Source organism: Alteromonas sp. BZK5, assembly GCF_014349115.1.
Classification (GTDB): Bacteria; Pseudomonadota; Gammaproteobacteria; order Enterobacterales; family Alteromonadaceae; genus Alteromonas; species Alteromonas macleodii.
On sequence record NZ_JACSOE010000003.1, the window covers coordinates 37,009 to 61,667 of the forward strand.

The window sequence follows — 24,659 nt, forward strand, 5'->3', positions numbered from 1 at the left end:
GTTATTCTGAATGGCACTTTTTATTCGTCAAGCAGTCGGCGTTGGCGTACCAGTACGTCTTCACGAATGGGGAAATATCCGTCTCTTAACACCTGCTGCTGCCCTTCCTGTGACAAGATATAGCGCAAAAACTCTCTTTCCAGAGTAGGTAAAGGCTCACCAGGCTTTTTATTTATCACTAAATAAAGAAAACGGGCAAACGGATACGTTTCGTTGCGCACCGTATCAATAGAAAGAGGGATTAAGCTATCTAGCGACTCACCTAAAGGCAGAGCGCGAACTCCTGCGGTTTTATAGCCGTAAGCGGCATAGCCAATCGCGCCTGTACCGCTGGCCACGGACAATACTACAGATGCAGAGCCAGGTTGTTCGTTTACCGTATTCTTAAAGTCACCATCGCACAGCGCCATCACTTTAAACAAGCCGTAAGTACCCGATACTGAATTTCGACCGTACAGCCTGATAGGAGAACGATAGCCTATATCGTCAACGCCGAGCTGAGACCAATTGGTAATGGCTGTATTGCTGCCACAAAACTGGGTTTCAGAAAACACCGCGTCAACTTGCTCAAGGGTCATACCCGGCAGCGGATTGCGTCTATCCACAAAAATGGCGATGGCATCCATTGCCACTTTTAATACCGTAGGCGGGTAACCGTGGGTTCGCGTAAAATCCCGTATTTCACTGGGTTTTAGTTCTCGGCTCATAGGGCCTATGGTGGCAGTACCTTCAATAAGTGCCGGCGGAGCGGTAGATGAACCTGACGCCTGTATTTGAAAGCCGACCTGAGGATAAAGGGTTTTGAATTCCTGTGACCAAAAGGTCATTAAGTTTGCCAGCGTGTCTGAGCCAACAGAGGATATTTTTCCTGCCACCCCAGGCTTACGTTCATAGGCAGGTACTTGATAGCTACCAGAAGCAGATGACGAGCTTTGAGTATTTTGAAAATCAGCCAGGGCTCCAAATGGTAACAATAAGCCTATTACTAAAAGTAACGTTGAAAGGCGGTAGCGTTGCCCTTTCATCTTGTCATGCTTTTTGCTCACCAACACTTCTCGCCTCTTAGGGTTACAGTTGCTCTGCAATCAACTCGTTATCCAGCACAAACGAGAAATTGCTGCCCTCACCCAATGTACTGGTTATATCTAAACGGGAATTATGATGACTTAGTACATGTTTTACAATGGAAAGACCTAAGCCAGAGCCACCGGTTTTGCGAGAGCGCGCTTTATCCACGCGATAAAAGCGCTCGGTAAGGCGGTTTAGATGATTTGGCTCAATACCATCACCGTTATCTACCACAGAAAATTGCGCGCCATTGGGTTTACGTCGCCAGTACACATTAATTTCACCACCGGCAGGTGTGTAGTGCACCGCATTGAACACCAAGTTTGAGCAAGCGCTGCGCAGTTCGGTCTCTACACCGAAAACATAGAGTTCTTTGTCGATGTGGAAGTTTATTGTGTGGTTTTTCTCTTTATTAAGCGCCTGCGCTTCTCTTTCCACTTGCGCAAGAACCACAGGAATATTCACAACATTTTCGTAGATGCGTTCCGAGCTTGCTTCAATGCGCGACAACACCAGCAAGTCTTCTATCAAGTTTTGCATACGGTGGGTTTGCGATGTCATTTCTTTCATCGCTTTTTGCATGAATGGATCGGAGTCTTCATCAATAGGAAGAATTTCAAGGTATCCGTTAATGACCGTTAGCGGTGTACGCAATTCATGAGACACATTTGCCACAAAGTCCTTACGCATTTCTTCAAGCTGGGACACCCGCGTTATGTCACGGGCAATCAGCAACAAATGCTCATCGCCATAAGGCATAATCCGGTATTCAAAGGTTTTGTTGGGGTTGGTAGGTGACGGTACTTCAATGGGGTATTTATAATTCCCTGCATGAAAGTACTGAATAAACTCCGGATGGCGCAACAAGTTGTCGATTCGACGCCCAGAGTCTTGCGGCCATTTAAGCCCTAAATCCAAGCGAGCAAGGCGGTTACACCAAATAATGCAGGCCTTAGCATCAACCACTACCGCCGCATCAGGCAAGGCTTCAGACCCCTCTCTAAAACGCTTTACCAATTCACCAAGCTCTTTACGCTTATTGCGGTTACGACGCTGAAGGTAATAAATCCCTTCATAAATATGTTCCCACACGCCACGCACGGTAGGTGGAGACATTTTACGACTATGCCATAACCAGCGATTTAGCTTGTAAAGATGCCAGTAGTTAAATAGCAGTAGCAGGGTTGCGCCAATGGCAACGGCGAATAACATATCATCTAGATACCACCCGACTAGCGCAAAAACCACAAGGAATAGCACTAAGCGCAATGTACTTCTCAACCAAGAGAACGGGTAATACATGAAATAGCTCGCGTTGTTAAAGGTGGAATTGGGCGCATGCCCAGATGGCGCAGCGACATCAAGGGAATAACACCATGTTACTCCCTAAACACTACATTTATTACAGCTTAGTAGAAAAACGGTAACCCGCGCCGCGTACTGTTTGGATCATAGCATCATGTCCGTGGCGAGAGATAGCTTTGCGTAGACGTCGAATATGTACATCTACCGTTCTGTCTTCTACATAAACATTGGTTCCCCAAACATTATCTAGCAGTAGCTCTCGGCTATAGACACGTTCTGGGTGCGTCATAAAGAAGTGCAACAACTTAAATTCAGTCGGCCCCATGTCTAACGGTTCTTCATTCGCCATTACGCGATGTGATACCGGTTCAAGTTTAAGACCATTAAATTCAATGGGCTCCTCGCTTGATGTAGGCGTTACTCTTCGCATCACTGCTTTGATTCTTGCCACAAGCTCTTTCGGCGAGAATGGTTTAGTAACGTAGTCATCAGCACCTGCATCCAGGCCGCGAATTTTGTCTTCTTCCTCGCCACGGGCTGTAAGCATGATAACGGGAATGTCACGAGTAAACTCGTGCTGCTTTAAACTTTTAGCTAGCTGTACACCGCTTCCTCCCGGCAACATCCAATCTAATAAGATTAAATCTGGGTAAGGTTCGCAAATTTTTTCTTGCGCGATGTCGAAATCTTCGGCTTCAATAATGTTAAAACCAGATTGCTCAAGCACAAACTTAAGCATTTCACGGATAGGCGCTTCGTCCTCAACCACCAACACTGTACGAGACATCGTAATATTCCTGCTCATTTTTAAACGCCGTTATTATTAATGTGGTCTGTGACAGTTTTATTAAAACGATTACATTTATGTGTCAAGTTTAATACAAGCTTGTTCCAAAGTTTAAAACCATAATCTTGTTTATTCATACGATTACGCATATTCTTGAAATTACATAAAACCGACTGTTATTGTTGCAAAGGTGAGCAACTACCAAGCGTTGTCGGTGATTTAAAAGGTCTGATGTAACAGGGGTGTGTTTATCGATGGCTGCGGTCAAGACAGGGTTATCAAGGAAACTCTTAGCCAGAGTGTTGTCAGTGTACTTTTCTCTCACGCTGCTAGTGACGGTAGGACAGATCTTTACAGAATACCTCAGCACGAAAAATCACGTTGAAGGCGAGCTTCAAACGCTAAAAAACACCTTTTCTTCTAGCCTGACCCGCGCTTTGTGGGAACTTAACCACGACCAAGTGCGTGCCATCGCCGAAGGCCTTATGTCATTGCCTATTGTTGAAGGGCTTCAAGTTCGTGGTGAAAACGGTAACTACATTGCCGAGTACGGCATCCGTGCTCAGCGCTCTCCTGCTCCGGTTGACCGTGAAATAATTGAAGATCATCCCGGCGGCGTATTTAGCTACAGCTTCCCACTAGTATTTAAATTCTCAGGTCGCGAATCTACGGTTGGCGACGTTACCTTGTATTCTAGCTTTGATACTATTTTTAGCCGTATTGAAGTAGGCGTATTTTTTCTTATCGGTAATGCGTTAGTAAAAACCACCTTTCTGGTCTTCTTGTTCATGACCGCATTTCGCACCATGCTTTCTGAACCGCTGCAAACCATTACCGAGCAAATGGGTAATTTCGATCCTCAGCACCCAGAAGAGAGCAAACTCAGCATAAAGCTCGATGATGACAACGAGCTATTACAGCTTAAGGAATCTTACAACCACGTTATTGACGACCTGATTATTTCAAACAATAAGCTGAAAGACGCGCAGAATGAACTCACTCTTGCCAACAAGAAGCTAGACGACCAAAACCTGATTTTAGAACAAGAAGTGGCAAAGAAAACCGCATCGTTGTCTCAGATCATGCTCGACTTAGAGCAGCAAAAAGACGAGCTTATTGCCCACCAGCGAGAGCTTCGCCAGGAAAACGAAAATCGTCAGTATATAGAAGCCGAACTGCGCAAACGTAACCAAGAGCTAGCCAGTTCGATGGATACACTTCATCAAGCGCAAGAGCAATTGGTCGAGTCGGAGCGCATGGCGTCGCTTGGCGGTCTGGTGGCCGGTATCGCGCATGACGTAAACACGCCATTAGGCGTGAGCGTGACCGCAGCCAGCTTTTTACAAGAGCGACTTAACAATTTAAAAACCGACTTCGAAGATAAAAGCCTGACCAGTAAGAACATGGCAAGCTTCATCGATGAAGCGGAACAAACTGCGCTACTACTTTTAAGTAACCTAGAGCGCGCATCTGACCTTATCGCCAGCTTTAAACAGGTGGCCGTTGACCAAACCAGCGAGACCGAGCGCGAATTTGTGTTGGGCGACTATATTAACGAGATCATTCAGTCGCTTAAGCCCAGTTTTAAGCATACTGAACATCAAATTAACGTATCCTGCCCCGACAATTTAGTTGTGACCTGTGCACCTGGTGCCATCGCTCAAATCGTTACCAATATGGTGGTTAATTCAATCACACACGGCTTTGAAAACAATGTAGCGGGCACAATCACGTTAGATGTGAAAGAAGCCGGTGAAAACGTGGTGATTAACTACCAAGATGACGGAAAAGGTTTAAGCGAAGAAGAGCTCAGTAAGTTGTTTGATGCCTTCTTTACTACCAAACGCGGAGAAGGTGGTAGCGGTCTAGGCACACATATTATGTACAACCTGGTTACACAGTCACTGCATGGACATATAGAGGCCGACAGTACGCTTGGCAACGGCTTACAGTACACCATTCGTTTTCCGAAAAAGAGTGCTTAACCTTTCTTGCCACTATCAATCTAAGGTGCCCGCTTTCTAGGGCCTTTTATTCAATTGCACCGCGAGTCTTACGTTGGTAGGCTTGCGCCCTATTTTTATCAAGAGAATGCTTACACTATGTGGTTTAAAAATGTAAAAGCCTATCAAATTACTCAGCCGTTATCGCTAGACGAGGGCGATTTAGAACGTGCCCTTAACGAACACGCTTTTCGCCCATGCGGCAGCCAGGATTTAGCAACCATGGGGTTCGCCTCTCCGTTTTCTCAGGCGGGTAAGCAAGGCACCATGTTCCATGTTGTTCAACAGCGTTTTTGGATAACCCTAAAGAAACAGGAAAAGATCTTGCCCGGCGCAGTGGTAAATGCCGAGCTTGACGAAATGGTGGCCAAAATTGAAATGGAAACCGGTTCGCCAGTAGGTAAAAAAGCCAAGGCAGATCTTAAACAAGAAATTCAAACCCGCTTGCTGCCCCAGGCATTTACGAAAAACACCTACACTCACGGCTTTATTTCGCTTGCTGACAACTTAGTCGTAGTAGACGCATCATCTGATGGCAAAGCCGAAGCCTTTTTGGCCATGGTAAGAAAAGCCATAGGCTCACTTCCAGTAGTGCCATTTACGCGTAGAAGCCTTCAAAGCGAGCTTACGCACTGGGTTACTGAGTCAACACCAGAAGGTGTAGGTCTACTTGAAGAAGCTGAGCTTAAATCTACCGATGACACGGGCAGCGTTATTCGTTGTAAGAACCAGCCGCTAGATAGCGAAGAAATTAGTATTCATTTGGATGCCGGTAAGTTGGTTCAAAAGGTAGCATTCGAATATGCAGAGACGTTAACGGCTATTATGTGCGAGGATGGCGCCATTAAACGTGTTAAGTTCACCGATCGGATTAAAGAAGAAACTGACGATGTGCCAAAAGATCAGGTTGAAGCGCGTCTTGATGCAGAGTTCGCGCTTATGTCAGCCGAAATTTGTACACTGCTAAACTTCCTTCGTGGTGCGCTTAATCTTAACGACGATAGTTTATAAACGAACGGCAAATAAATATTAAGCCGATGAGAAAGATAGCCTAGCGCTATCGAAAAGCCTAATTACCTTGGGGTAGTTAGGCTTTTTTTTAGGGCCTGTTAATTAACTTACTTGTTTGAACTGGCAATTGTCATGTAGCGCAAATGCTTCTTAGCTTTTTTGCTAGCCTTTTTCCTAGCCTTTTTCCTAGCTTTTGCAACAAAGTTGCCCAACCGCTTTAAGTGGGATAGTGAATAACCACAATAAAGCGCGTTTCTCCTACTTCATCTCGATAACCGTGGGGCTGGTCTGCGCGCAATATACATTGCTCTTGCGCTTGATAGGTTTGCCATTGACCATCTTGCAAAACCCCTAACTTTCCTTGTAGTACGTGAATATGTTCGGTGACGCCTATTTGATGCGCCGAAGAGTGCTGCTCATGAAAGTCCGTTAAGCATAGTTCAAACATTTCAAACTGGGTGGCTGAGTTAAACGGAAATAGCGTTTTTATGGTTACGTTTGGGTCGTTAGCGAACTTGTTATCGGCACGTTGGGACGTAGGTGCGGTTTCATCACCTGACAAGAAAGAAGAAAAAGAACACGCAAGACCGGTTGCTATCTTCCACAAGGTAGCGATTGTGGGGCTGGACTCACCTCGTTCTATTTGCCCCAACATGGCTTTAGACACTCCCGTCAACTGCGCGGTTTTATCAAGGGAAAGCCCCCGAGTTTTACGAACAGACTGCAGGTGCTGTGCAATACTTCTTGAAATAGCAGAAGGCTGCGCATTTGCTTTTGTCATGTAATGAAGGCCTTTTATTTTGTCGCTGATGTTAATAAAAAAGTTGTGCGCTATAACGCACAGATGTTAAATTACCTATTGTACGTTATAGCGCACAAAAAGGTAGAATATCACATTCGATAGACTCTAGAAGCGTGTTTTTATCGCTCAGTCGATTCCAAATCGAAATTCCATCACGAGGGTTTTCATGAGTAAATGGAAGTTAAGTCATATCAGCGCAGGGCTAACCGCGGTTACAGTAGGTTACAGTAGCTCTGTTGTCATTATCATTGATGTAGCGCGTAAGGCCGGCGCCAGCAACGACATGGTAGTGAGTTGGTTGTTGGCGCTTGGGCTCGGTATGGGCATTACCTGCATTCTGTTTTCGTGGCTATCCAAACTGCCCGTTGTTACCGCTTGGTCTACCCCTGGCGCGGCCTTTTTGTTAACCAGTGTCGATGAGTACCGTTTAAGTGAAGCCATTGGTGCATTTATACTATGTGCCTTGCTTTCTCTTGTAACAGCGCAAAGTCGTAGCCTGCTTAAACAAATAAGCCGAATTCCTCCAGCAATCTCATCGGCGCTTTTGGCCGGCATTCTCTTACCTATATGCCTTGCGATATTTAGTGATGTTAATGACGCGCCGTATTTAGTCGCATTATTTATCGCGACTTATTTAGTAGGAAGCCGACTATTCCCCCGCTACCTTATGCTGCTGTTGCTGGTCATGTCGGTGACCATTAGTTTGTTTATGAGTAGTGTAGATGGTGTAGTTGCTTTACCAAGCGACTCACCTGGGCTGTCATCAATGTTCACCCTGCCCGAGCCTATTTGGGTAACGCCCACTTTCTCACTGAGTGCTGCCATTGGATTAGCATTTCCCCTTTTTCTTATCACCACGCTTTCTCAAAACTTGCCAGGCATAGCTATTCATCACGCCCATGGCTATACGCCCGACCACAAACCCATTTTGTCAGGCATTGCCATTGTTCAAGCCTTATTAGCACCTTTCGGTGGTTTTTCCTTTAACTTAGCGGCGATAACGGCAGCGCTATGCATGGGCGAGCAAGCGGATAATGAAAAGTCGCAGCGCTATAAAGCCGCTATAGCAGCGGGGGTGGCGTATTTGTTCATGGGGCTATTTGCGTCTGTGGTCGTTGCGCTATTTGTGAATATGCCCAGTATCATTATTCACCTGCTTGCTGGACTAGCCTTATTAGCTACGCTGCAAGGAGCGGTGGTTCGCGCTATGGAAGTAGAGCACCACAGGGCTCCTGCGTTGCTTACCATGCTGTGTACGGCGTCAGGGTTTAGTTTATATTCCATGACCTCAGCGGTTTGGGGATTGGGGTTAGGTTTATTGCTGCTTTACGTTCAAAAGAAGCCTGTTAGCGCGTAGCAGCATTTGTTTGCTTTGTGCTGTTTCATTGTCAGCTTTCCATTTGTCAGCTTCCCCTAACGAAAAGGCCGGTACTGAAGTTGTGCTTCTGTACCGGCCTTTGCAGTATTTTGTAGCTTAAAATACTTACAAGAAGATTTGCTTCGCTGCGCTTGCAAGCTCTTCAAACTCACCAGAGTGAAGCTCGCCCATATCTTCAACCACACCGCGCTGAATAGCTAAGTTTAAGATCGCATCTTTTTGACTGTCTACCGCACCTGAGACTGCAGCGCCAACACGAACGAAATCAATGTAGGTTAACTCTTCTGGCATGTAGCTTAGGTCTTTCCAATTTTTTGAAACGTTAACGAAAGTTTCTCCGAAGCCCCACTCTGTCATAATACTTGCACCAATACGGCCAGCTAATTTATCGATTGCCACTTCAAGAAATGAAGGGTTCGCAAAGACTTCAGGGTGACGCTCAGCCTCGGTCAAAATAGGCAGAACACCAATGTTGTGAACCAGTGCCGCTAGTGTCATGGTATCCATGCTCATTTCACGCTTTTTGGTACGCGCTATGTAGAGCTGAAGCACCGCCATAGAGTTAGCCACGATATTAACTGTATTTGCCCACTCTTGTTGTAAATAGCGTGCAACTACATCGTTTTTAGAGACGAATAATTGCTCCATAGCGAGTGCAGTAGAGATGTTTTTAATTTGGCGTAAACCAATTCGTGTAACCGCTTGGCTGATCGAGGTCACTTTTACGCTGCGGCCCATATAAGCACTGTTCGCAATTTTGATCATTCTTGCGCTAAGTGATGGATCTTGACCAATCACATCACCCATCGCGTTTAAGTTAATATCGGGATCGTCTGCCGCTTTGCGGACTTTCAATGCAATAGCTGGAAGCGTGGGAAGGACGAGTGTGTCATTGTTAATTTTTTCAACCAAAATGGTTGAAAGCGCGTTCTGTGTAGACATATTTCTACCCTTAGAAAGTTCCAAATAGCCTCGTGAAGGCGATAGGTTGCTTTACCAGTTAATCATCTCGACCACCAGCAAAACTGATGACTAAAATAGATTCGATGTTTGTGCGTTGCATTCCGTGCGTTAACTTACATAGGCCTCTATGCTTCACGCTAAAATACAAACCGTTTATTGTTTTATTATGGTATTTCTATCACCATACTATAGTAGCGCTTTAGTTTCGACCAACTAAAAAATACAGTGTCGATGCGAATTATTAGCAACGGTAGAACCACCAGAGCTTTTTTTAAAAGTATAGTCAACCGGTAGCAAACCACTATTGATATTAAGCAAATATTTTTCATACTTTTGTATTAAATCAAAAGCATAGCTATAGTGAGCTATCTATTCACCGCCCCGCATACTGTAAATCAATGCGGTTAAACCACACGGTAAGAGTCATTATGAAAAAAACAATTACAACTTATTCTCCTATTGCAGCTGCAGTAGCGGGTTTATTTATGCTGACCGCGTGCAGCAAAAGCGCCGATACAACACCAACTCAAACAGCAAAGCCTGAAACCGCTTCTGAGCAAACCTTACTTGTTGATGAGTCTCGCTTGTCTATTTATCACGGCGTAGATCTTACCAGCGATTTGTCACACCTTAGTGACAATCAACACAAAATGCTTTCACTGTTAATTGATGCATCGAAAATCATGGACGACTTGTTCTGGAAACAAGCGTTCTTTGAAGATAAAGATGCATTTCTTTCGTCAATTAGTGACGAAAAAGTTCGCCACTTTGCAGCGATAAACTATGGACCTTGGGATCGCTTAAATGGCGATACGCCTTTTTTAAGTGGCTATGAAGACAAAGCGCTGGGCGCTGAGTTCTACCCCCATGATATGGAAAAAGAGGAATTTGCCACGGCAGATTTTGGCGACAAACAAGGCCTTTATTCCATGGTGAAGCGCGATGAAGCGGGCAACCTTTATTCGGTTCCTTATTCTGAAGCCTTTAAAAGCGAATTAATGAAGGCGTCTGACTTACTTAAAAAAGCGTCAGAGCTTGCTGAAGATGAAAGCTTTAAACAATATTTGCAGCTGCGTTCTGAAGCCCTACTATCAAACGACTACCTGGCTTCTGACATGGCGTGGATGGATATGAAAACCAACCCTGTTGAGCTGGTTATCGGTCCTATTGAAAGCTACGAAGATCAGCTCTTTGGCTATCGCGCAGCGTTTGAAGCCTATGTACTCATTAAAGATTTAGCATGGAGTGAAAAGCTAGCTAAATACGCGGCCTTCTTACCTGAATTACAGCAAGGCCTTCCGGTTGCTAAGGCATATAAAGCGGAAATGCCAGGTTCTGATGCAGACCTTAACGCTTATGATGTTATTTATTATGCCGGCCACTCTAATGCAGGCAGTAAGACCATTGCAATTAACTTGCCCAATGACGAGCGAGTACAGCTAGAAAAAGGTACCCGCCGTCTGCAGCTTAAAAACGCAATGCGTGCAAAGTTCGATACAATTTTGGTGCCTATTGCGGATACGTTAATTGTACCAGAGCAACGTGAACACATTACGTTCGACGCCTTTTTCGCGAACACCATGTTTCATGAAGTGGCACACGGTTTAGGGATTAAGAATACTCTAGATGGTTCAGGGACTGTGCGCGGAGCACTTAAAGAGCATGCGTCGGCTCTTGAAGAAGGCAAAGCGGATATTCTAGGTTTGTACATGGTGCAAAGTCTTCTTGAAAAAGGTGAAATCACTGAAGGTACACTAGAAGATTATTACGTTACCTTTATGGCTGGCATCTTCCGTTCTGTGCGCTTCGGCGCAAGCTCTGCACACGGAAAAGCGAACATGATCCGCTTTAACTTCTTTGCCCAGCAAGGCGCCTTCGAGAAAACAGAAGACGGCATGTATCGCGTAAATATGGAGAAGATGGGCGCCGCAGTAGAAGCACTATCTGAACTAATCCTTACGTTACAAGGTGACGGCGATTACGATGGCGTAGCGAAGCTAGTAGAAACTATGGGTGTAATTAAACCCGATCTTGCTTCAGATTTAGCGCGCCTAGAGGCAGCGAGCATTCCAGTTGATATTCACTTCAACCAAGGTAAGAAAGTACTGGGGCTTGCTAACTAAGTAAGTACTGTACTCATAAAATAAAAATGCCGCCCTGAGATAACTATCAAGGGCGGCATTTTTGTATTCCTATCTTTCCACGCTACTCTACGTGTTGCTTCATATTTTCAGTGTAAGGAGGCCAGCCTAGCGGTTTGCCTGCCAACACGTGAAGGTGAATGTGATATACCGTTTGACCACCGTATTCATTACAGTTCATTACCGTACGAAAGCCTTGGTCAGCAAACCCTTGCTCCTTTGCAATTTTTGCTGCAACAAATGACAAGTGCCCCACCACTTCGCGATCTTCTTCGGCTATATCATTTACCGTTGCAATTTGCTTTTTCGGAATAACCAGAAAGTGAGTCGGTGCCTGAGGGTTTATATCTTTAAACGCCAGCGCCAATTCATCTTCGTACAATATATCCGCTGGAATTTCCTTGCTGATGATTTTGTCAAATATTGTTTCTGCCATATCTCACTTCCCTTACCAATTAGGTGATTACCAATTATGTTAGCGGTGTTAAAACATTTGCCTGCGAACATAATTAAAAATTAAGTGCTATTGTGCGGCGCTGGGGCACATTCTCATGCGAATAACCCCCTCATACGAAGAATAGCGCCCTTTTTCTTTACTTAAGCGAAAACAAACCACAGTAGTATTACGCCCAACGCCAAGCGATAGATAACAAAAGGCAGCATGCCGATACGCGATATCCAGCTTAGGAACAAATAGATACAAAGGTATGCACTTACGAATGAAAACGCCGCGCCATAAAGCAACGCATACCAGTCTACCGCTTCGTTGGCATTAAGCAGGTCGAGAGTGGCTAAAAGCCCCGCGCCTAAAATAACTGGAATAGACAGCAAAAAGGAAAAGCGTGCACACGCTTCGCGCTTAAGGCCTAACATCAAACCTGCGGTCATCGTAATACCTGAGCGAGATGTACCAGGAATGAGTGCCAATACTTGGGCTAACCCGATATAGATGGCTTGCTTAAGTGTCAGTCCTTCAAGCTCTTGTTCGCGTTTTGCAGTGGCATCGGCGTACCATAGCAGCAAACCAAAAATAATAGTGGTACCCGCTATTACCAGCGCTGTACGTGCGTTTTCTTCTATCCAGCCTTTCATTAAAAAGCCAATAATAACCGCTGGAATAGTTGCCACAATAACGTACCAAGCAAGCTTACTGTCGGTAGATTGTTGTTTGCTAAACCCTTGTGTTACCCAAGCTACGGTCATCTGAGCGATTTCTTGACGAAAATAGATCATAACCGCAAGCAGGCTTCCCACATGAACGGCGACATCAAACGCTAAGCCCTGACTTACCCAACCAAAAAGTTCAGCGGGCAACAACAAGTGTCCAGAGCTGCTGATAGGAAGAAATTCAGTAACGCCTTGAATAATTGCTAAAATAATAATTTCAAAAAGTGTCATTCCTTTGCTTAACTCCAAGTAAAGTCAATCGGCCATAATTGCTGTTTCTGTTTATCAAAGTTTTGCCACATTTTGGCATAGGTTTCTTGCGTTTCAGGGTGAATGTCGTTGGGAACAAGTTCAGCTAACGGCCAAAGCACAAACGCGTTGTAGCAAATCTCTTCGCGAGGTAAAACCACAGGGGTTGTGGTCACCTTACTATCATAGGTAAGCAAGTCGAGATCAAGGGTTCTGGCACAGAATTTTTTGTCTGTATGCACCCTACCATTGTCTTTTTCAATGGCTTTAAGAATTGCGCACACCTCTTCTATACTTTTTGATGTCGTCGCCCGAGCAGCGGCGTTATAAAAAGGGCTTCCATTGAAGCCCACCGCTTCGCTCTCGTAGACCGAAGACACTGCAACATCTGAGAAGTGCTTTTTCAGGGCAACTAAAGATTGCTTGGTGTAATGCTCACGTTCAATATTAGAGCCAATGCTGATTAAGATGGTGTGTTGTGACATTAATTGCGCTCTTTACGCATTTCAACAGCAACCGTTTGCGCATTGGGAAGGATATTAGGCTTAACAATTTTAAGCGTTATTGACGCAACGGTGAAATTATCAAGAACGGCGTCCATCACTTTATTACCTAGAGCTTCAAGTAGCTCAAATGTGCTTTCTTTGCCTACTTCTACAATACACTCTGCCACTTTTGCATAGTCTACAGTGTCTGCAACATCGTCGCTTTGCATCGCAGCGCTTAAATCAACATCAAGTGTTACATCAAGAAGTAGCTGGGTGGTTCTTACTCGCTCCCAATCATAAACACCAATCAGGGTGTCTACTTCAAGCCCTGTTATATAAATTTTTCCCATGGAATTTTTCATCTTGTACTGTTATCAAACCAGTTTTTCGCCGTTTTTATTGGTCCTACTACTGGTCTTACTACTGCGCTTTCACCCACATATTGCTGGTAAACGGTGGTATATCGCGTTTGGATGGAGTAGCTTTACGCTTGTGTGGCACAACTATACCGCTGTATGACAACTGGGAGCAACCAAGGTTTCACAATTTAATGCGACTACCCCCCCGTTGAACTTGCACACACCAAATTTAACGTAATAAAAGGCAATATTTTTAATAATTAGAATGACAAAATGATTTCGCTAACTCTTTTGATGATCGCTGTTGCCTATCTTTTCGGTTCACTTTCAAGTGCTGTGGTTATAAGCCAGCTGTTTGGTTTACCAGACCCACGAACCGCCGGCTCTAAAAACCCAGGTGCTACCAATGTGTATCGACTGGGCGGTCGTGTTCCAGCACTCCTCGTGCTTGTCATGGATATACTAAAAGGCACTATTCCCGTTTACGGCAGTTACTTTCTGGGCATAGAGCCAATTATGTTAGGCGTCATTGCTATTTTTGCGTGCTTAGGGCATATCTTTCCGCTCTATTTTGGTTTCAAAGGTGGAAAAGCCGTCGCCACTGCGTTTGGCGCTATGCTGCCTATTGGGCTCGATTTAGCAGGTTTGCTTATTTTGAGTTGGGTAGTAGTGGTGTTTCTTACAGGCTATTCTTCATTGGGCGCGCTTATCGCAGTATCTCTTGCGCCGTTATTTACATTTTTGATTAAGCCTTTATATACCGTGCCCGTGGCAATGCTTTCGCTGCTTATCATTCTACGCCACAAAGACAACATTGCCCGTCTTTTAGCGGGCAATGAAAGTAAAGTATGGGATAAGGGAAAAGTTAAAGAGTAAGCGCCTTTTCCAGCACATCTAACTTACCATCTATCGGCGTAACCGGCGCAATGCCAAGTATTTTGGCCAACGCAGGATAAACCTCCAGGTTGCTAAACACAGGTAGGGTGGTATTCGTTTTAAACGCAGGTCCCACTGCAACAAATGTCGCCCCCATATCAGGCAGCGTGTTCATGTAGCCATGCCCACCTTTACTAATATGCATGCTGTTGGCGTTTTTAAAGCGTGCTGGCGGGGCTATCTCAATAATAATATCGCCGGTTCTATTTCCCACTTCCATATGTCGCTCAGCGCGCTGGGTATCATTGAGCACAATGTAACGGTTTTCGGCTATATGGGTAAGACGTTCTGTTTCTTCGGTGATTTGTTTATCGTTCACGCCCACTTTGGCGTAAAGATGAACTTGCGCTCCCTCATTTTCAATAATGAAGCTATCAGGTATAGATAAAGACTCAACTTCTATAAGCTGACTTTCATCAATGGGTGTCATGCCGTGATCCGACACCACTACCAAGTTTACCGGCAAATCTAATGCGTTAATGCGTTCATAAAGTTGACCAATAAGCGCATCCACTTCCTGCACCGCATCATTGGTTTTGTCGGCAAAAGGTCCTTCATCATGTCCAACCGAATCGGTAAGCGAGAAATAACCCGCAATAAAGCGAGGGCGCGACACCTCAGGCAGTTTCAACCAAGTTATAATTTGATCTACCCGCTGCTGGTAATCGGCGTATTTAGAGTAGTGATAGAAGTAGCTAGGCAAGGTACCTGATATGCGTGAATCAGACTCTGGCCAGAAGAAGGTAGCTGCCTTCATGCCATGATATTCCACTAAGTTCCATAGCGGCGTTGCCGTAATCCACGTGCTGTCCATGCCGCCGTAACCCAGCTTGTACTGCGCGTAGCCTTCTTTCGTTGGGCGAGACTTATCAAAAAATCGATTGTTCACGATGCCGTGGTGTTTCGGTAATAACCCAGTGATAAGTGAAATATGGTTGGGAAAGGTATTTGAAGGATAAACAGGGGTCATAGACGACGCTCTTACCCCTTTCTTTGCAATAGCACCAAGGTGTTGCGCGTTGTGTAATTCGATATAGTCGTGGCGAAATCCATCAAGAGAAATGAGCACGACATACTGATCTTGCTGCTCTTGCTTCAGGCCTTTTACAAGGTCATTCAAGGGTGCTTTGCTTGATGCAAATGCATTGGACGCAGTGAGCGCTGCAAAGGTAAGCGAAATAAATAACGACAATGCTAAATAGAATAGCAGTGCATTTTGTTTTGTTCCGTCTGTTGCTAAGCGCATGGTGTTTAACGTCCTTACTCAATGTTCATTTTAGTAAAACAAAAGGCAATGGAATGCGCTCCCATTGCCTTTTATTTATGCTTTTTTGTTTTACCTGCTTGCTATGCTCAATATTTCCCCAGTGAACTTAGGGAAGACATAGTAGCGTTTACAACGAGGTGTGGCGCCTAATTACCGGTTTTTTATGAATACCTAAATCGCCGATAAAGTATCAAGGGGCCAGCGCGGCTTGGCTTGTGAAGACAAGGCCAAGGTTTCCCCTGCTTTCAAACGCTGCATGCCCGCATAGGCAATCATGGCACCATTGTCTGTACAATACGCTAAGCTAGGATAAAACACCTCACCTTTTAGCTCTTGCATCAGGGCTTTCATCTCACTGCGCAACATCGTATTTGCACTTACGCCGCCAGCAATAACCAAACGCTTCATGCCAGTCTGCTTTAATGCTCGCTTACATTTTATAATAAGCGTATCAACTACTGCTTCTTGAAACGCGTAGGCAATATTCGCTTTTATTTGCTCAGCATCACCACCGGTTAGGTCAGCATCGCGAATGGTGTTCGCCGCAAAGGTCTTTAAACCACTGAAACTGAAATCTAGTCCTGGTCTGTCGGTCATCGGGCGAGGAAACTTATAGTGTCCCGCTTCTCCCTTTTCAGCCAATCTTGCTAAAAGAGGGCCGCCTGGGTAATCAAGGCCAAGTAACTTGGCGGTTTTATCAAAGGCTTCACCAGCGGCATCATCAATAGACTCACCAAGTACTTCATATTGACCAATGCCTTCGACTTTAACTAGCATTGAGTGGCCACCTGAAACCAATAAAGCAACGAAAGGAAATTCAGGTGCGTCGTCTTCAAGCATAGGCGCTAATAAATGCCCTTCCATATGATGAACGCCCACTGCTGGCACATTCCACGCGTAGGCCAATGAACGCCCGACAGACGAACCCACTAACAATGCGCCCACTAAACCGGGGCCTTGGGTAAAAGCAACGCCGTCGATCTCTGATGGTTGGGTGTTAGCGTCTTCCATAGCCTTTTCAATTAAAGGAATGATCTTTCTCACGTGGTCCCGTGACGCAAGTTCAGGCACAACACCACCATAGTCTGCGTGCAGCTTTACTTGGCTATATAGTTCGTGCGACAGCAACCCTTTTTCATCGTCGTAAACGGCGATGCCAGTTTCGTCACAAGATGTTTCTATTCCTAAAATACGCATGGGGAGTAACCCTTTTACTACTAACTTCAATGCTTCGTTTTTGGATTTGCTGTCGTCTTTTTATCACAACACGTGTTCACACAATTGTTGAGAGCCATAATGACTAAGCAAATATCAAAAACTGAGAAAATAATTCTGGCGATCTGATGCGATCATCTTTATGATCCCGCCGCGATCATAACACTACCCTAGTCAGGATCATCTGATTCCACACTTTTGATCACCATTTTTCAAAAGGGAATTAAGCAAGAGAACATTCTGAAAAGGGCGCTTATACAAGCCGAGTTAAACAACACGGTGCTTAACGAGCGCAGAGTTTACCTTTAATCCTGCATTCATGGAATGCCAGTGAACAGGTAAATGAACGGTAAATGCACAATATTGGCTATTTTTTGGCAATTCATCCTTTACTTTCTCTGTAGATATGATTAGAATTTCGCACCATTTTTAACCCGGGTGGCCTTTTTAGCGCACAATTTTACCCGGATTTACACAGTAAAAGTTTTGAGGTGAGTGTTTAATGCCTATCGTTAAAGTTAGAGAAAACGAGCCGTTTGATGTGGCGCTGCGTCGTTTTAAGCGTTCTTGTGAAAAAGCAGGTGTTCTTTCTGAAGTTCGTCGTCGTGAATTCTTCGAAAAGCCAACTTGGGAACGCAAGCGCAAGAAAGCTGCCGCTAAGAAGCGTCATCTTAAGAAGCTAGCTCGTGAAAACGCACGTCGCGTAAAACTCTACTAATATAGGGTTAAGTAACGAGTCTGAAAGGTGTTGCAATTGCAGCACCTTTCGCGTTTCTGGGCCTCTATTTTTTGGCCTTATTCTTATCGACTCCATTTTTTCCTTTTCAAATGGTTGCATTTGATTTTCAACCTGGGGCTTAATAATACCAGTCCGCATAGATGATTATCTTCTGAGTGGGCAATGATCTATGCGGATTGGTATGAACTCTACTAATAAAAAATCAGGAAACATCATGGCACTAATTGATGATTTAAAAGCTGCGCAAAAAGATGCGATGCGTGCAAAAGAAAAAGTACGTCTTGGTACTATTCGTATGGCAATGGCTGCCATTAAACAAAAAGAAATCGATGAGCAAATTACGCTAGACGACAGTGCAATCTTAGCGGTACTAACCAAAATGGTTAAGCAGCGCCAAGACGCCGCCGCGCAATACGACGCAGCCAATCGCGACGACCTAGCTAGCAAAGAGCGTGAAGAAATCACTTACATTGAAGATTTCTTACCTCAGCCTTTGACTGACGATGAGCTAAATGCACTTATCGACGAAACCATGGCTGCGACCGGAGCATCGGGTATGCAGGATATGGGTAAAGTCATGGGCGCCTTGAAACCTAAGGTTCAAGGCCGCACCGACATGGGTGCTTTGAGTGCAAAAATTAAGGCGCGTTTGAACGCTTAAACTCTGCCCTTTCGTAAAAGAGAAGCGTGTAGAAGGTGTGCATTGTCACACCTTCATTGTTCTCATTTTTACACTTCCCTGTTAAAGTAGATTACTGTTTTCATAATGTTGTAGCCTGTCGCTTGAAGCGCAGTTACGATTTGTGCTTTTCTCATTCTTTTTGAACTGAATCTTTTTTAACTAACCCTTTTTGAAAGTACCCTCATGGCTGGAAAGATACCTCGCGATTTTATAGACGACCTGCTGTCACGTACCGATGTGGTAGAAGTAGTAGATAGCCGAGTTAAACTTAAAAAAGCAGGTAAAAACTACCAAGCGTGCTGCCCTTTTCATAACGAAAAGTCGCCATCTTTCACTGTTAGTCAAGACAAACAGTTTTACCACTGTTTCGGCTGTGGCGCTCACGGTAACGCTATCTCGTTTATTATGGAGTTCGACCGCTTAGAATTTGTCGAGGCGATAGAAGAGCTAGCGCGCTATCACGGGCTTGAAGTCCCCCGTGAAAAGGGCAGTCGCCCTGCCATGAGCGAAGAGAAAAAGCAGCAACAGCAAGACGATTATGCAGTCATGGAGCAAGTTGCGCGGTTCTTCCAGCACCAGTTACGTCAAAATGGTAATAGCAAAAAAGCCATCGACTACTTGAAAAACCGTGGATTAAGCGGCGATATCGTTAAGCAATGGGAAATTGGCTACGCACCAGACAGTTGGGACGCGTTGCTAAATACCTTTGGCAAAGATCCACAGCGCATCAAGCAGCTGGTCGATTTAAAGCTGGTCAATAAAAACGACCAAGGGCGTACCTACGACTTCTTCCGCGACCGCATTATGTTTCCTATCCGGGACAAACGGGGTCGTGTTGTGGGTTTCGGCGGCCGAGTATTAGATGACGGCGGCCCTAAATACTTAAACTCGCCAGAAACCCGCATTTTCCACAAAGGCAGTGAGCTCTTTGGCTTTTATTCTGCCAGACAAAAAAATCGTAGCCTGGATACCGTCGTTATTGTAGAAGGCTATATGGACGTAGTGGCGCTAAGTCAATTCGACATTAATATTGCTACTGCTGCGCTAGGTACAGCTACCACACCTGAACATATTCAAATGCTGGTTCGCGCTACGTCTCACATTGTATGCTGTTATGACGGTGACCGCGCAGGGCGTGAAGCTGCATGGCGCGCGTTAGAAAACGCCCTGCCCGCGTTAAAAGACGGCGTGCGTATTTCGTTTTTATTCTTACCCGACGGCGAGGATCCTGACACGATGGTGCGTCAGGTGGGGAAAGATGCGTTTATGGAAATGCTAGATGACGCTATGCCGTTATCCCGCTTCTTCTTTGAAAACTTATTAAAGACGCACAATGTGGGCACGCCAGAAGGTAAAATTGCCCTTAAGAAAGCGGCAATGCCGCTTATCGAAAGCACATTAGGTGATGATCAAAAGCAAATGCTGCTGGAAGAACTAGCCAAGCACACTGGCGAGTTCGATCGGTTTAAACTTCAGCAAGATATCACCAAAGCCAATCAAGGTTCGAAGCAAGCTTATTCTCCGAATCGCAATCAAGTAAACAAGCCTAAACTATCACCGCTTCGCATGCTGATACGCTTGCTGCTTGATAAACCTGAATTAGCCACACTATGTGAAGACGTTCAAATTGATATTTTTGCGGGCAGCAACGCTGCTGGCATGGATTTATTACGCGATGTGCATCGCTATTGCGTGAGTCACCCTCAAGCAAAAACCGCGCAGCTTGTTGAAAATTTCCGCGACCATCCCCATTCTTCTACTATCGCGAAATTATTGTTACAAGAACACTTGGTTAAAGACGAGGATGCTGAACGGGTTTACAACGACAGCTTCGCTCGCTTACTGGACGGGCATTTCGATAGCCGCATTGAAACCTTAATTTCACGCTCGCGGGTTCAGCCGCTGACACAGGCGGAAAAACAGGAATTGAACCTGCTTATGAGGGAAAGGCAGAAGAGTTAACCTTGGGCAAACTGACCTAGAGGTTAGCCTGTTCTTCTGTAGGCTTTTGCACAAGGCTTTTTTAAACACTTATGTTGGTGAGATTAAGTTAACAAGATTAGTTTAGCTAAAATACGCGCTGTCTGGAATACGCGCTGTTTTATAGCTTAAAAACACTGGCTAAAAAATCGGCCATCAATCTGGTAAAACCACCGTTTATTCTGCTATACTGGCTAATTCGCTGTGGGCACAGATAAACGTGTCTCATTCACTATAAAGTGAACAAAAATACAGCAGCACGAGTAGCAAAGATATAGCCGAACATAACGGGCAGATCCGAACCCGAGCAGATGTGCATCGCAACATAATGGTTTAGACCAGCGTGGCATCGAGCATTAACGGCCTTGATACAAAAGCAGTACTACAGCAGAACGGAGAACATACCTAGACGTATGTTGTCTTTTCTATTGCAAACTAATTGAATGTGAGAAGTGTAGGTTATATGGCGCAAAGCAAGCAGTCTCAGATTAAACTCCTGATTGCAAAAGGTAAAGAGCAAGGTTACTTAACCTTTGCAGAAGTAAACGACCACCTGCCGCAAGATATTGTCGATTCTGATCAAATCGAAGACATAATCCGCATGATTAACGACATGGGAATTCAAGTTTCTGAATCAGCTCCTGATGCAGACGAACTTCTCATGCAAGAAGCGAATGCTGATGAAGATGCTGCAGAAGCGGCAGCTCAGGCACTAGCTACTGTAGAAAGTGAAATTGGCCGTACGACCGACCCAGTTCGCATGTACATGCGTGAAATGGGTACGGTTGAACTTCTTACTCGCGAAGGCGAAATTGAAATCGCTAAACGAATTGAAGATGGTATCAACCAGGTACAATGTTCAGTTGCTGAATACCCAGAAGCTATCACTTATCTATTAGACCAGTGGGATCTTTACGAAGCAGAAGAAATTCGCTTGAGCGACATCATCTCTGGCTTTGTTGATCCTAACGATGAGCAAGACCTTGCTCCAACGGCTACTCACGTTGGTTCTGAATTATCTGAAGAAGAGTTAGATGATGAAGACGACGATGAAGATGATGACGATAGTGACGAAGACGATAGCGGTGTTGACCCAGAGTTAGCCCGTGAGCGTTTCACTGAGCTTCGTGAGCAATACCTTAAAACTCGTGAAGTTATCGAGAAGAAAGGCCGTGCTCATGCTGACTCTCGCACGCAAATCAATGCATTAAGCGATGTTTTCAAAGAATTCCGCCTAGTTCCAAAACAGTTCGATCGCATGGTTAAGAACATGCGTGAGATGATGGACAAAGTGCGTATTCAAGAGCGTCTAGTAATGAAGTTCTGCGTAGTTAACGCAAAAATGCCGAAGAAAGACTTCATCAAAGCATTTGCGGGCAACGAAACGTCTAATGCATGGTTACATGAAGCAGTTAAATCAGGTGCACCATACGCCGCTGACCTTGCTGTAAATCAGGAAGAAATTGAGCGCTGTATTAGCAAGATGAACCAAGTTGAACAGGAAACTGGCTTGGTAATCGCAGATATCAAAGACATCAACCGTCGTATGTCAATCGGTGAAGCGAAAGCACGCCGCGCGAAGAAAGAAATGGTTGAAGCTAACTTACGTCTTGTTATCTCAATTGCTAAGAAGTACACCAACCGTGGTCTTCAATTCCTAGACCTTATTCAAGAAGGTAACATTGGTCTAATGAAGGCGGTGGATAAGTTCGAATACCGTCGTGGTTATAAGTTCTCAACTTATGCAACGTGGTGGATTCGTCAGGCGATTACTCGCTCTATTGCTGACCAGGCGCGTACTATCCGTATCCCTGTTCACATGATTGAGACGATCAACAAGCTTAACCGTATCTCTCGTCAAATGCTTCAGGAAATGGGTCGTGAGCCTACTCCTGAAGAGTTGTCAGAGCGCATGTTAATGCCTGAAGACAAAATTCGTAAGGTACTTAAAATTGCTAAAGAGCCAATCTCGATGGAAACCCCTATCGGTGATGATGAAGATTCACATCTTGGCGACTTTATCGAGGACAGCACGATTATTCAGCCCCTCGACTCAGCAACTGGCGGTAGCTTGAAAGATGCAACGCAGGAAGTACTAGCAGGCCTGACCGCCCGTGAAGCAAAAGTACTTCGTATGCGCTTCGGTATCGACATGAATACTGACCACACCCTTGAAGAAGTAGGCAAGCAGTTTGACGTAACCCGTGAGCGTATTCGTCAGATTGAAGCGAAAGCACTTCGCAAACTTCGCCACCCTAGCCGTTCTGAGCAGCTACGCAGCTTCTTAGACGAATAGAAAAAGCATTGCTTTGACTAAAAATCCCCAGCCTTGGCTGGGGATTTTTTTATGCCTTCGTTTTATCCTAATTCCGCTTAACGCTAGTAACAATGACTTTTGAAATGTAATTGGCGCCTACAAAAAAGCCTCCTTGCGGAGGCCCTAAATAGCATTTGATAAGGTGTTACACTCTGAATTGCTTCGCAATTGACTCAAGGTGCTGCGCCAGGTCAGCAAGCTCATTACACATGCTGCCTAATTCACCTGAACGGCTCGCCGTTTGCTCGGTACGCTCATGAATTTCATCAACGTGACGAACTATGTCAACCGCTACAGTGCGCTGGTCTTCGGTATTGTGCGCAATTTGCTCGTTCATTTGATTGATGCGCCCAATAGTACTGGTAATGGTTTCTAGACTGCTTCCCGCTTTATTAGCTGTCTCTACACTGCTAGTTGCTTGTTCGGTACCGCGAGACATTACCTCTACCGCTGAGTGAGCAGCATTTTGAAGCTGTTCAATAGTACTTTGAATTTCTTCCGTAGACTGCTGTGTGCGCGATGCTAGCGTTCTTACTTCATCAGCTACCACTGCAAAGCCTCGACCTTGTTCACCCGCCCTTGCAGCCTCGATAGCGGCGTTAAGTGCCAATAAGTTAGTTTGCTCTGCAATGCCTTTAATCACATCTAGCACCGAGCCAACTTTATTAGAGTCAGACTCTAGACGAGCTATAACGTCAGCGGTTTCGCGTACGTTCTCAGCAAGCTGCTGAATACTGGTAACGGTTTGCTGTACGATTTGACGTCCTTCACTGGCCGCTGTTGTCGCTTTGTTAGCGTCGCTTGCCGCCTGCGCTGCGCTATGTGCAACACCGTCAACAGAGCCACTCATCGTATCTACCGCACGCTTAGCATTGGTTGCGGACTTTTGCTGTACATCAATAGTGCGCTGAGTTTCTTCCGTTACACCGCGTAAGTTCTGCGCTAGGTTTGATAGCGGTAAACTCGCTTCTACCACATCACGCACTACGCCTTGCAGTTTGTCCATGAATTGGTTGAACCAATACACCAATTCGCCAATTTCATCTTCGCTTTTGGTTTCTATACGAACCGTTAGGTCACCGTTTTCTTGAGCAATATCTTTCAGGGAACGAACCACGTCATCAATACTTTGCTTAATGCCGCGAACAATAGGTACCGCGGTCCCAAACAACAATATAGTCACAACCACGGCTAAAATGACGCCTGTACTAATTAGCGAGGTATTGGCACTGTCTGTGTTTTTAAATGCTTCTTCAAATGCCGCCTGTTGAGCATCACGAAATTGAGACATCGCAGCGATGGCACCATCGTAAGACTGATTCATTTGGGCTGAGAGTTCGCCTAAACGACTGAAGTCGGCAGTGCCTTTGACCATAGACTGTGATACGTCGTAGGCAACATCGAAATAATTATCAAAGCCTGAGGAGATGCGGGAAATCTCACTACGAAACTCAGGGCTAATAGAAGCAATGTGGTTTAAGCCGCTTTTTGCTTCTTCGGCGAGCTCTTGCGCCATAGTAAGGGTGTCTTCATCACCAGTGGTCACTGCGCTCGCAAGGGTATCGCGAACCTTTTGCATATCAACCAAGGTCGATGCTGATAGTTGAAGGGCAGGAAATTGAACTTTCTGAACTTTTTCTAGCGTTGCACCATTATTGAGTGCGGTATAGACAGTGATAAGCAAGTAAATAATAAAACTTAGCGCTGCGATCCCCGGAATGAGGAAAATCTTTGTCGCAATTGGCATTTTTTTTAGAAAGTTCATCAGCTATCCCACTGTTTTTTATAATTGCTTAACTACG

At 45.1% G+C, this 24,659-nt stretch carries 21 protein-coding genes; 9 read left to right on the plus strand and 12 right to left on the minus strand.

Annotated elements, in window-relative coordinates; translation table 11 throughout:
• Window positions 1-20: 20 nt before the first annotated feature.
• From BIZ39_RS01690 to phoB, 3 genes are all read right to left on the minus strand, one after another.
• A complete protein-coding gene (locus tag BIZ39_RS01690; protein WP_080986402.1) occupies window positions 21-1,052 on the minus strand; it encodes a PstS family phosphate ABC transporter substrate-binding protein in 1,032 nt (343 codons plus the stop codon).
• Window positions 1,053-1,068: 16 nt separating this feature from the next.
• Window positions 1,069-2,370 (minus strand): phosphate regulon sensor histidine kinase PhoR, encoded by a 1,302-nt coding sequence (phoR, locus tag BIZ39_RS01695; protein WP_014948282.1) that lies wholly within the window; start codon window positions 2,368-2,370, stop codon window positions 1,069-1,071.
• Window positions 2,371-2,470: 100 nt separating this feature from the next.
• Window positions 2,471-3,160, minus strand: coding sequence for a phosphate regulon transcriptional regulator PhoB (gene phoB, locus BIZ39_RS01700; protein ID WP_014948281.1), 690 nt, complete (start codon window positions 3,158-3,160; stop codon window positions 2,471-2,473).
• 254 nt (window positions 3,161-3,414) lie between these two features.
• Between phoB and BIZ39_RS01705 the strand changes: the two genes are divergently transcribed.
• Together BIZ39_RS01705 and rdgC are read left to right on the plus strand one after the other, a co-directional pair.
• Entirely contained in the window at window positions 3,415-5,145 is a 1,731-nt protein-coding gene (locus tag BIZ39_RS01705; RefSeq protein ID WP_187446189.1) for a sensor histidine kinase, read from the plus strand.
• Window positions 5,146-5,262: 117 nt separating this feature from the next.
• Complete coding sequence (rdgC, locus tag BIZ39_RS01710) at window positions 5,263-6,174, plus strand: recombination-associated protein RdgC (protein ID WP_014948279.1); 912 nt, start codon at window positions 5,263-5,265, stop codon at window positions 6,172-6,174.
• 217 nt (window positions 6,175-6,391) lie between these two features.
• On the opposite strand, the gene BIZ39_RS01715 is transcribed toward rdgC, so the two are convergent.
• On the minus strand, window positions 6,392-6,955 hold the full coding sequence (locus BIZ39_RS01715; RefSeq protein ID WP_187446190.1) for a helix-turn-helix domain-containing protein: 564 nt from the start codon (window positions 6,953-6,955) through the stop codon (window positions 6,392-6,394).
• 187 nt (window positions 6,956-7,142) lie between these two features.
• Here BIZ39_RS01715 and BIZ39_RS01720 point away from each other — a divergent pair, with 187 nt between their 5' ends.
• The gene (locus BIZ39_RS01720) at window positions 7,143-8,333 is read left to right on the plus strand and encodes a benzoate/H(+) symporter BenE family transporter (protein ID WP_187446191.1); all 1,191 of its coding nucleotides are present in this window, start codon (window positions 7,143-7,145) and stop codon (window positions 8,331-8,333) included.
• 126 nt (window positions 8,334-8,459) lie between these two features.
• Here the strand turns inward: BIZ39_RS01720 and BIZ39_RS01725 are convergent, their stop codons facing one another.
• The gene (locus tag BIZ39_RS01725; RefSeq protein ID WP_049587051.1) at window positions 8,460-9,296 is read right to left on the minus strand and encodes an HDOD domain-containing protein; all 837 of its coding nucleotides are present in this window, start codon (window positions 9,294-9,296) and stop codon (window positions 8,460-8,462) included.
• 449 nt (window positions 9,297-9,745) lie between these two features.
• Here BIZ39_RS01725 and BIZ39_RS01730 point away from each other — a divergent pair, with 449 nt between their 5' ends.
• Window positions 9,746-11,440: a dipeptidyl-peptidase 3 family protein gene (locus BIZ39_RS01730; RefSeq protein WP_187446192.1), complete on the plus strand. Its 1,695-nt coding sequence runs from the start codon at window positions 9,746-9,748 to the stop codon at window positions 11,438-11,440.
• Window positions 11,441-11,522: 82 nt separating this feature from the next.
• On the opposite strand, the gene BIZ39_RS01735 is transcribed toward BIZ39_RS01730, so the two are convergent.
• The 4 genes from BIZ39_RS01735 to folB form a co-directional block, all read right to left on the minus strand.
• Window positions 11,523-11,894 (minus strand): histidine triad nucleotide-binding protein, encoded by a 372-nt coding sequence (locus BIZ39_RS01735; protein ID WP_014948274.1) that lies wholly within the window; start codon window positions 11,892-11,894, stop codon window positions 11,523-11,525.
• A gap of 161 nt (window positions 11,895-12,055) precedes the next feature.
• Window positions 12,056-12,856, minus strand: a complete 801-nt coding sequence (locus BIZ39_RS01740) for an undecaprenyl-diphosphate phosphatase (RefSeq protein ID WP_014948273.1) — start codon at window positions 12,854-12,856, stop codon at window positions 12,056-12,058.
• 8 nt (window positions 12,857-12,864) lie between these two features.
• Window positions 12,865-13,359, minus strand: a complete 495-nt coding sequence (gene folK, locus BIZ39_RS01745; protein ID WP_187446193.1) for a 2-amino-4-hydroxy-6-hydroxymethyldihydropteridine diphosphokinase — start codon at window positions 13,357-13,359, stop codon at window positions 12,865-12,867.
• Window positions 13,359-13,712 carry a dihydroneopterin aldolase gene (gene folB, locus BIZ39_RS01750; RefSeq protein WP_014948271.1) on the minus strand — a complete coding sequence of 118 codons (354 nt, stop codon included), beginning with the start codon at window positions 13,710-13,712 and terminating at the stop codon, window positions 13,359-13,361. Before folB ends, folK begins: the two co-directional genes overlap by 1 nt.
• Before the next feature lie 282 nt (window positions 13,713-13,994).
• Between folB and plsY the strand changes: the two genes are divergently transcribed.
• Window positions 13,995-14,597 carry a glycerol-3-phosphate 1-O-acyltransferase PlsY gene (plsY, locus tag BIZ39_RS01755; protein WP_014948270.1) on the plus strand — a complete coding sequence of 201 codons (603 nt, stop codon included), beginning with the start codon at window positions 13,995-13,997 and terminating at the stop codon, window positions 14,595-14,597.
• Here the strand turns inward: plsY and BIZ39_RS01760 are convergent.
• Both BIZ39_RS01760 and tsaD read right to left on the minus strand, forming a co-directional pair.
• Window positions 14,587-15,903 carry an ectonucleotide pyrophosphatase/phosphodiesterase gene (locus BIZ39_RS01760; protein WP_187446194.1) on the minus strand — a complete coding sequence of 439 codons (1,317 nt, stop codon included), beginning with the start codon at window positions 15,901-15,903 and terminating at the stop codon, window positions 14,587-14,589. The genes plsY and BIZ39_RS01760 overlap by 11 nt on opposite strands.
• Window positions 15,904-16,095: 192 nt before the next feature.
• Window positions 16,096-17,121, minus strand: coding sequence for a tRNA (adenosine(37)-N6)-threonylcarbamoyltransferase complex transferase subunit TsaD (gene tsaD, locus BIZ39_RS01765; protein ID WP_039224515.1), 1,026 nt, complete (start codon window positions 17,119-17,121; stop codon window positions 16,096-16,098).
• A gap of 520 nt (window positions 17,122-17,641) precedes the next feature.
• Here tsaD and rpsU point away from each other — a divergent pair.
• The 4 genes from rpsU to rpoD all read left to right on the plus strand — a co-directional run bounded on the left by rpsU (window position 17,642) and on the right by rpoD (window position 22,836).
• Window positions 17,642-17,857: a 30S ribosomal protein S21 gene (gene rpsU / locus BIZ39_RS01770; protein ID WP_012517258.1), complete on the plus strand. Its 216-nt coding sequence runs from the start codon at window positions 17,642-17,644 to the stop codon at window positions 17,855-17,857.
• Between the two features lie 235 nt (window positions 17,858-18,092).
• Window positions 18,093-18,539 carry a GatB/YqeY domain-containing protein gene (locus tag BIZ39_RS01775; RefSeq protein WP_012517256.1) on the plus strand — a complete coding sequence of 149 codons (447 nt, stop codon included), beginning with the start codon at window positions 18,093-18,095 and terminating at the stop codon, window positions 18,537-18,539.
• A gap of 204 nt (window positions 18,540-18,743) precedes the next feature.
• On the plus strand, window positions 18,744-20,522 hold the full coding sequence (dnaG, locus tag BIZ39_RS01780; RefSeq protein ID WP_049587032.1) for a DNA primase: 1,779 nt from the start codon (window positions 18,744-18,746) through the stop codon (window positions 20,520-20,522).
• Window positions 20,523-21,003: 481 nt separating this feature from the next.
• Window positions 21,004-22,836 carry an RNA polymerase sigma factor RpoD gene (gene rpoD, locus BIZ39_RS01785; RefSeq protein ID WP_014948265.1) on the plus strand — a complete coding sequence of 611 codons (1,833 nt, stop codon included), beginning with the start codon at window positions 21,004-21,006 and terminating at the stop codon, window positions 22,834-22,836.
• 166 nt (window positions 22,837-23,002) lie between these two features.
• Here rpoD and BIZ39_RS01790 read toward each other — a convergent pair whose 3' ends face one another.
• A complete protein-coding gene (locus BIZ39_RS01790) occupies window positions 23,003-24,622 on the minus strand; it encodes a methyl-accepting chemotaxis protein (protein ID WP_168533565.1) in 1,620 nt (539 codons plus the stop codon).
• Between the last annotated feature and the right edge of the window lie 37 nt (window positions 24,623-24,659).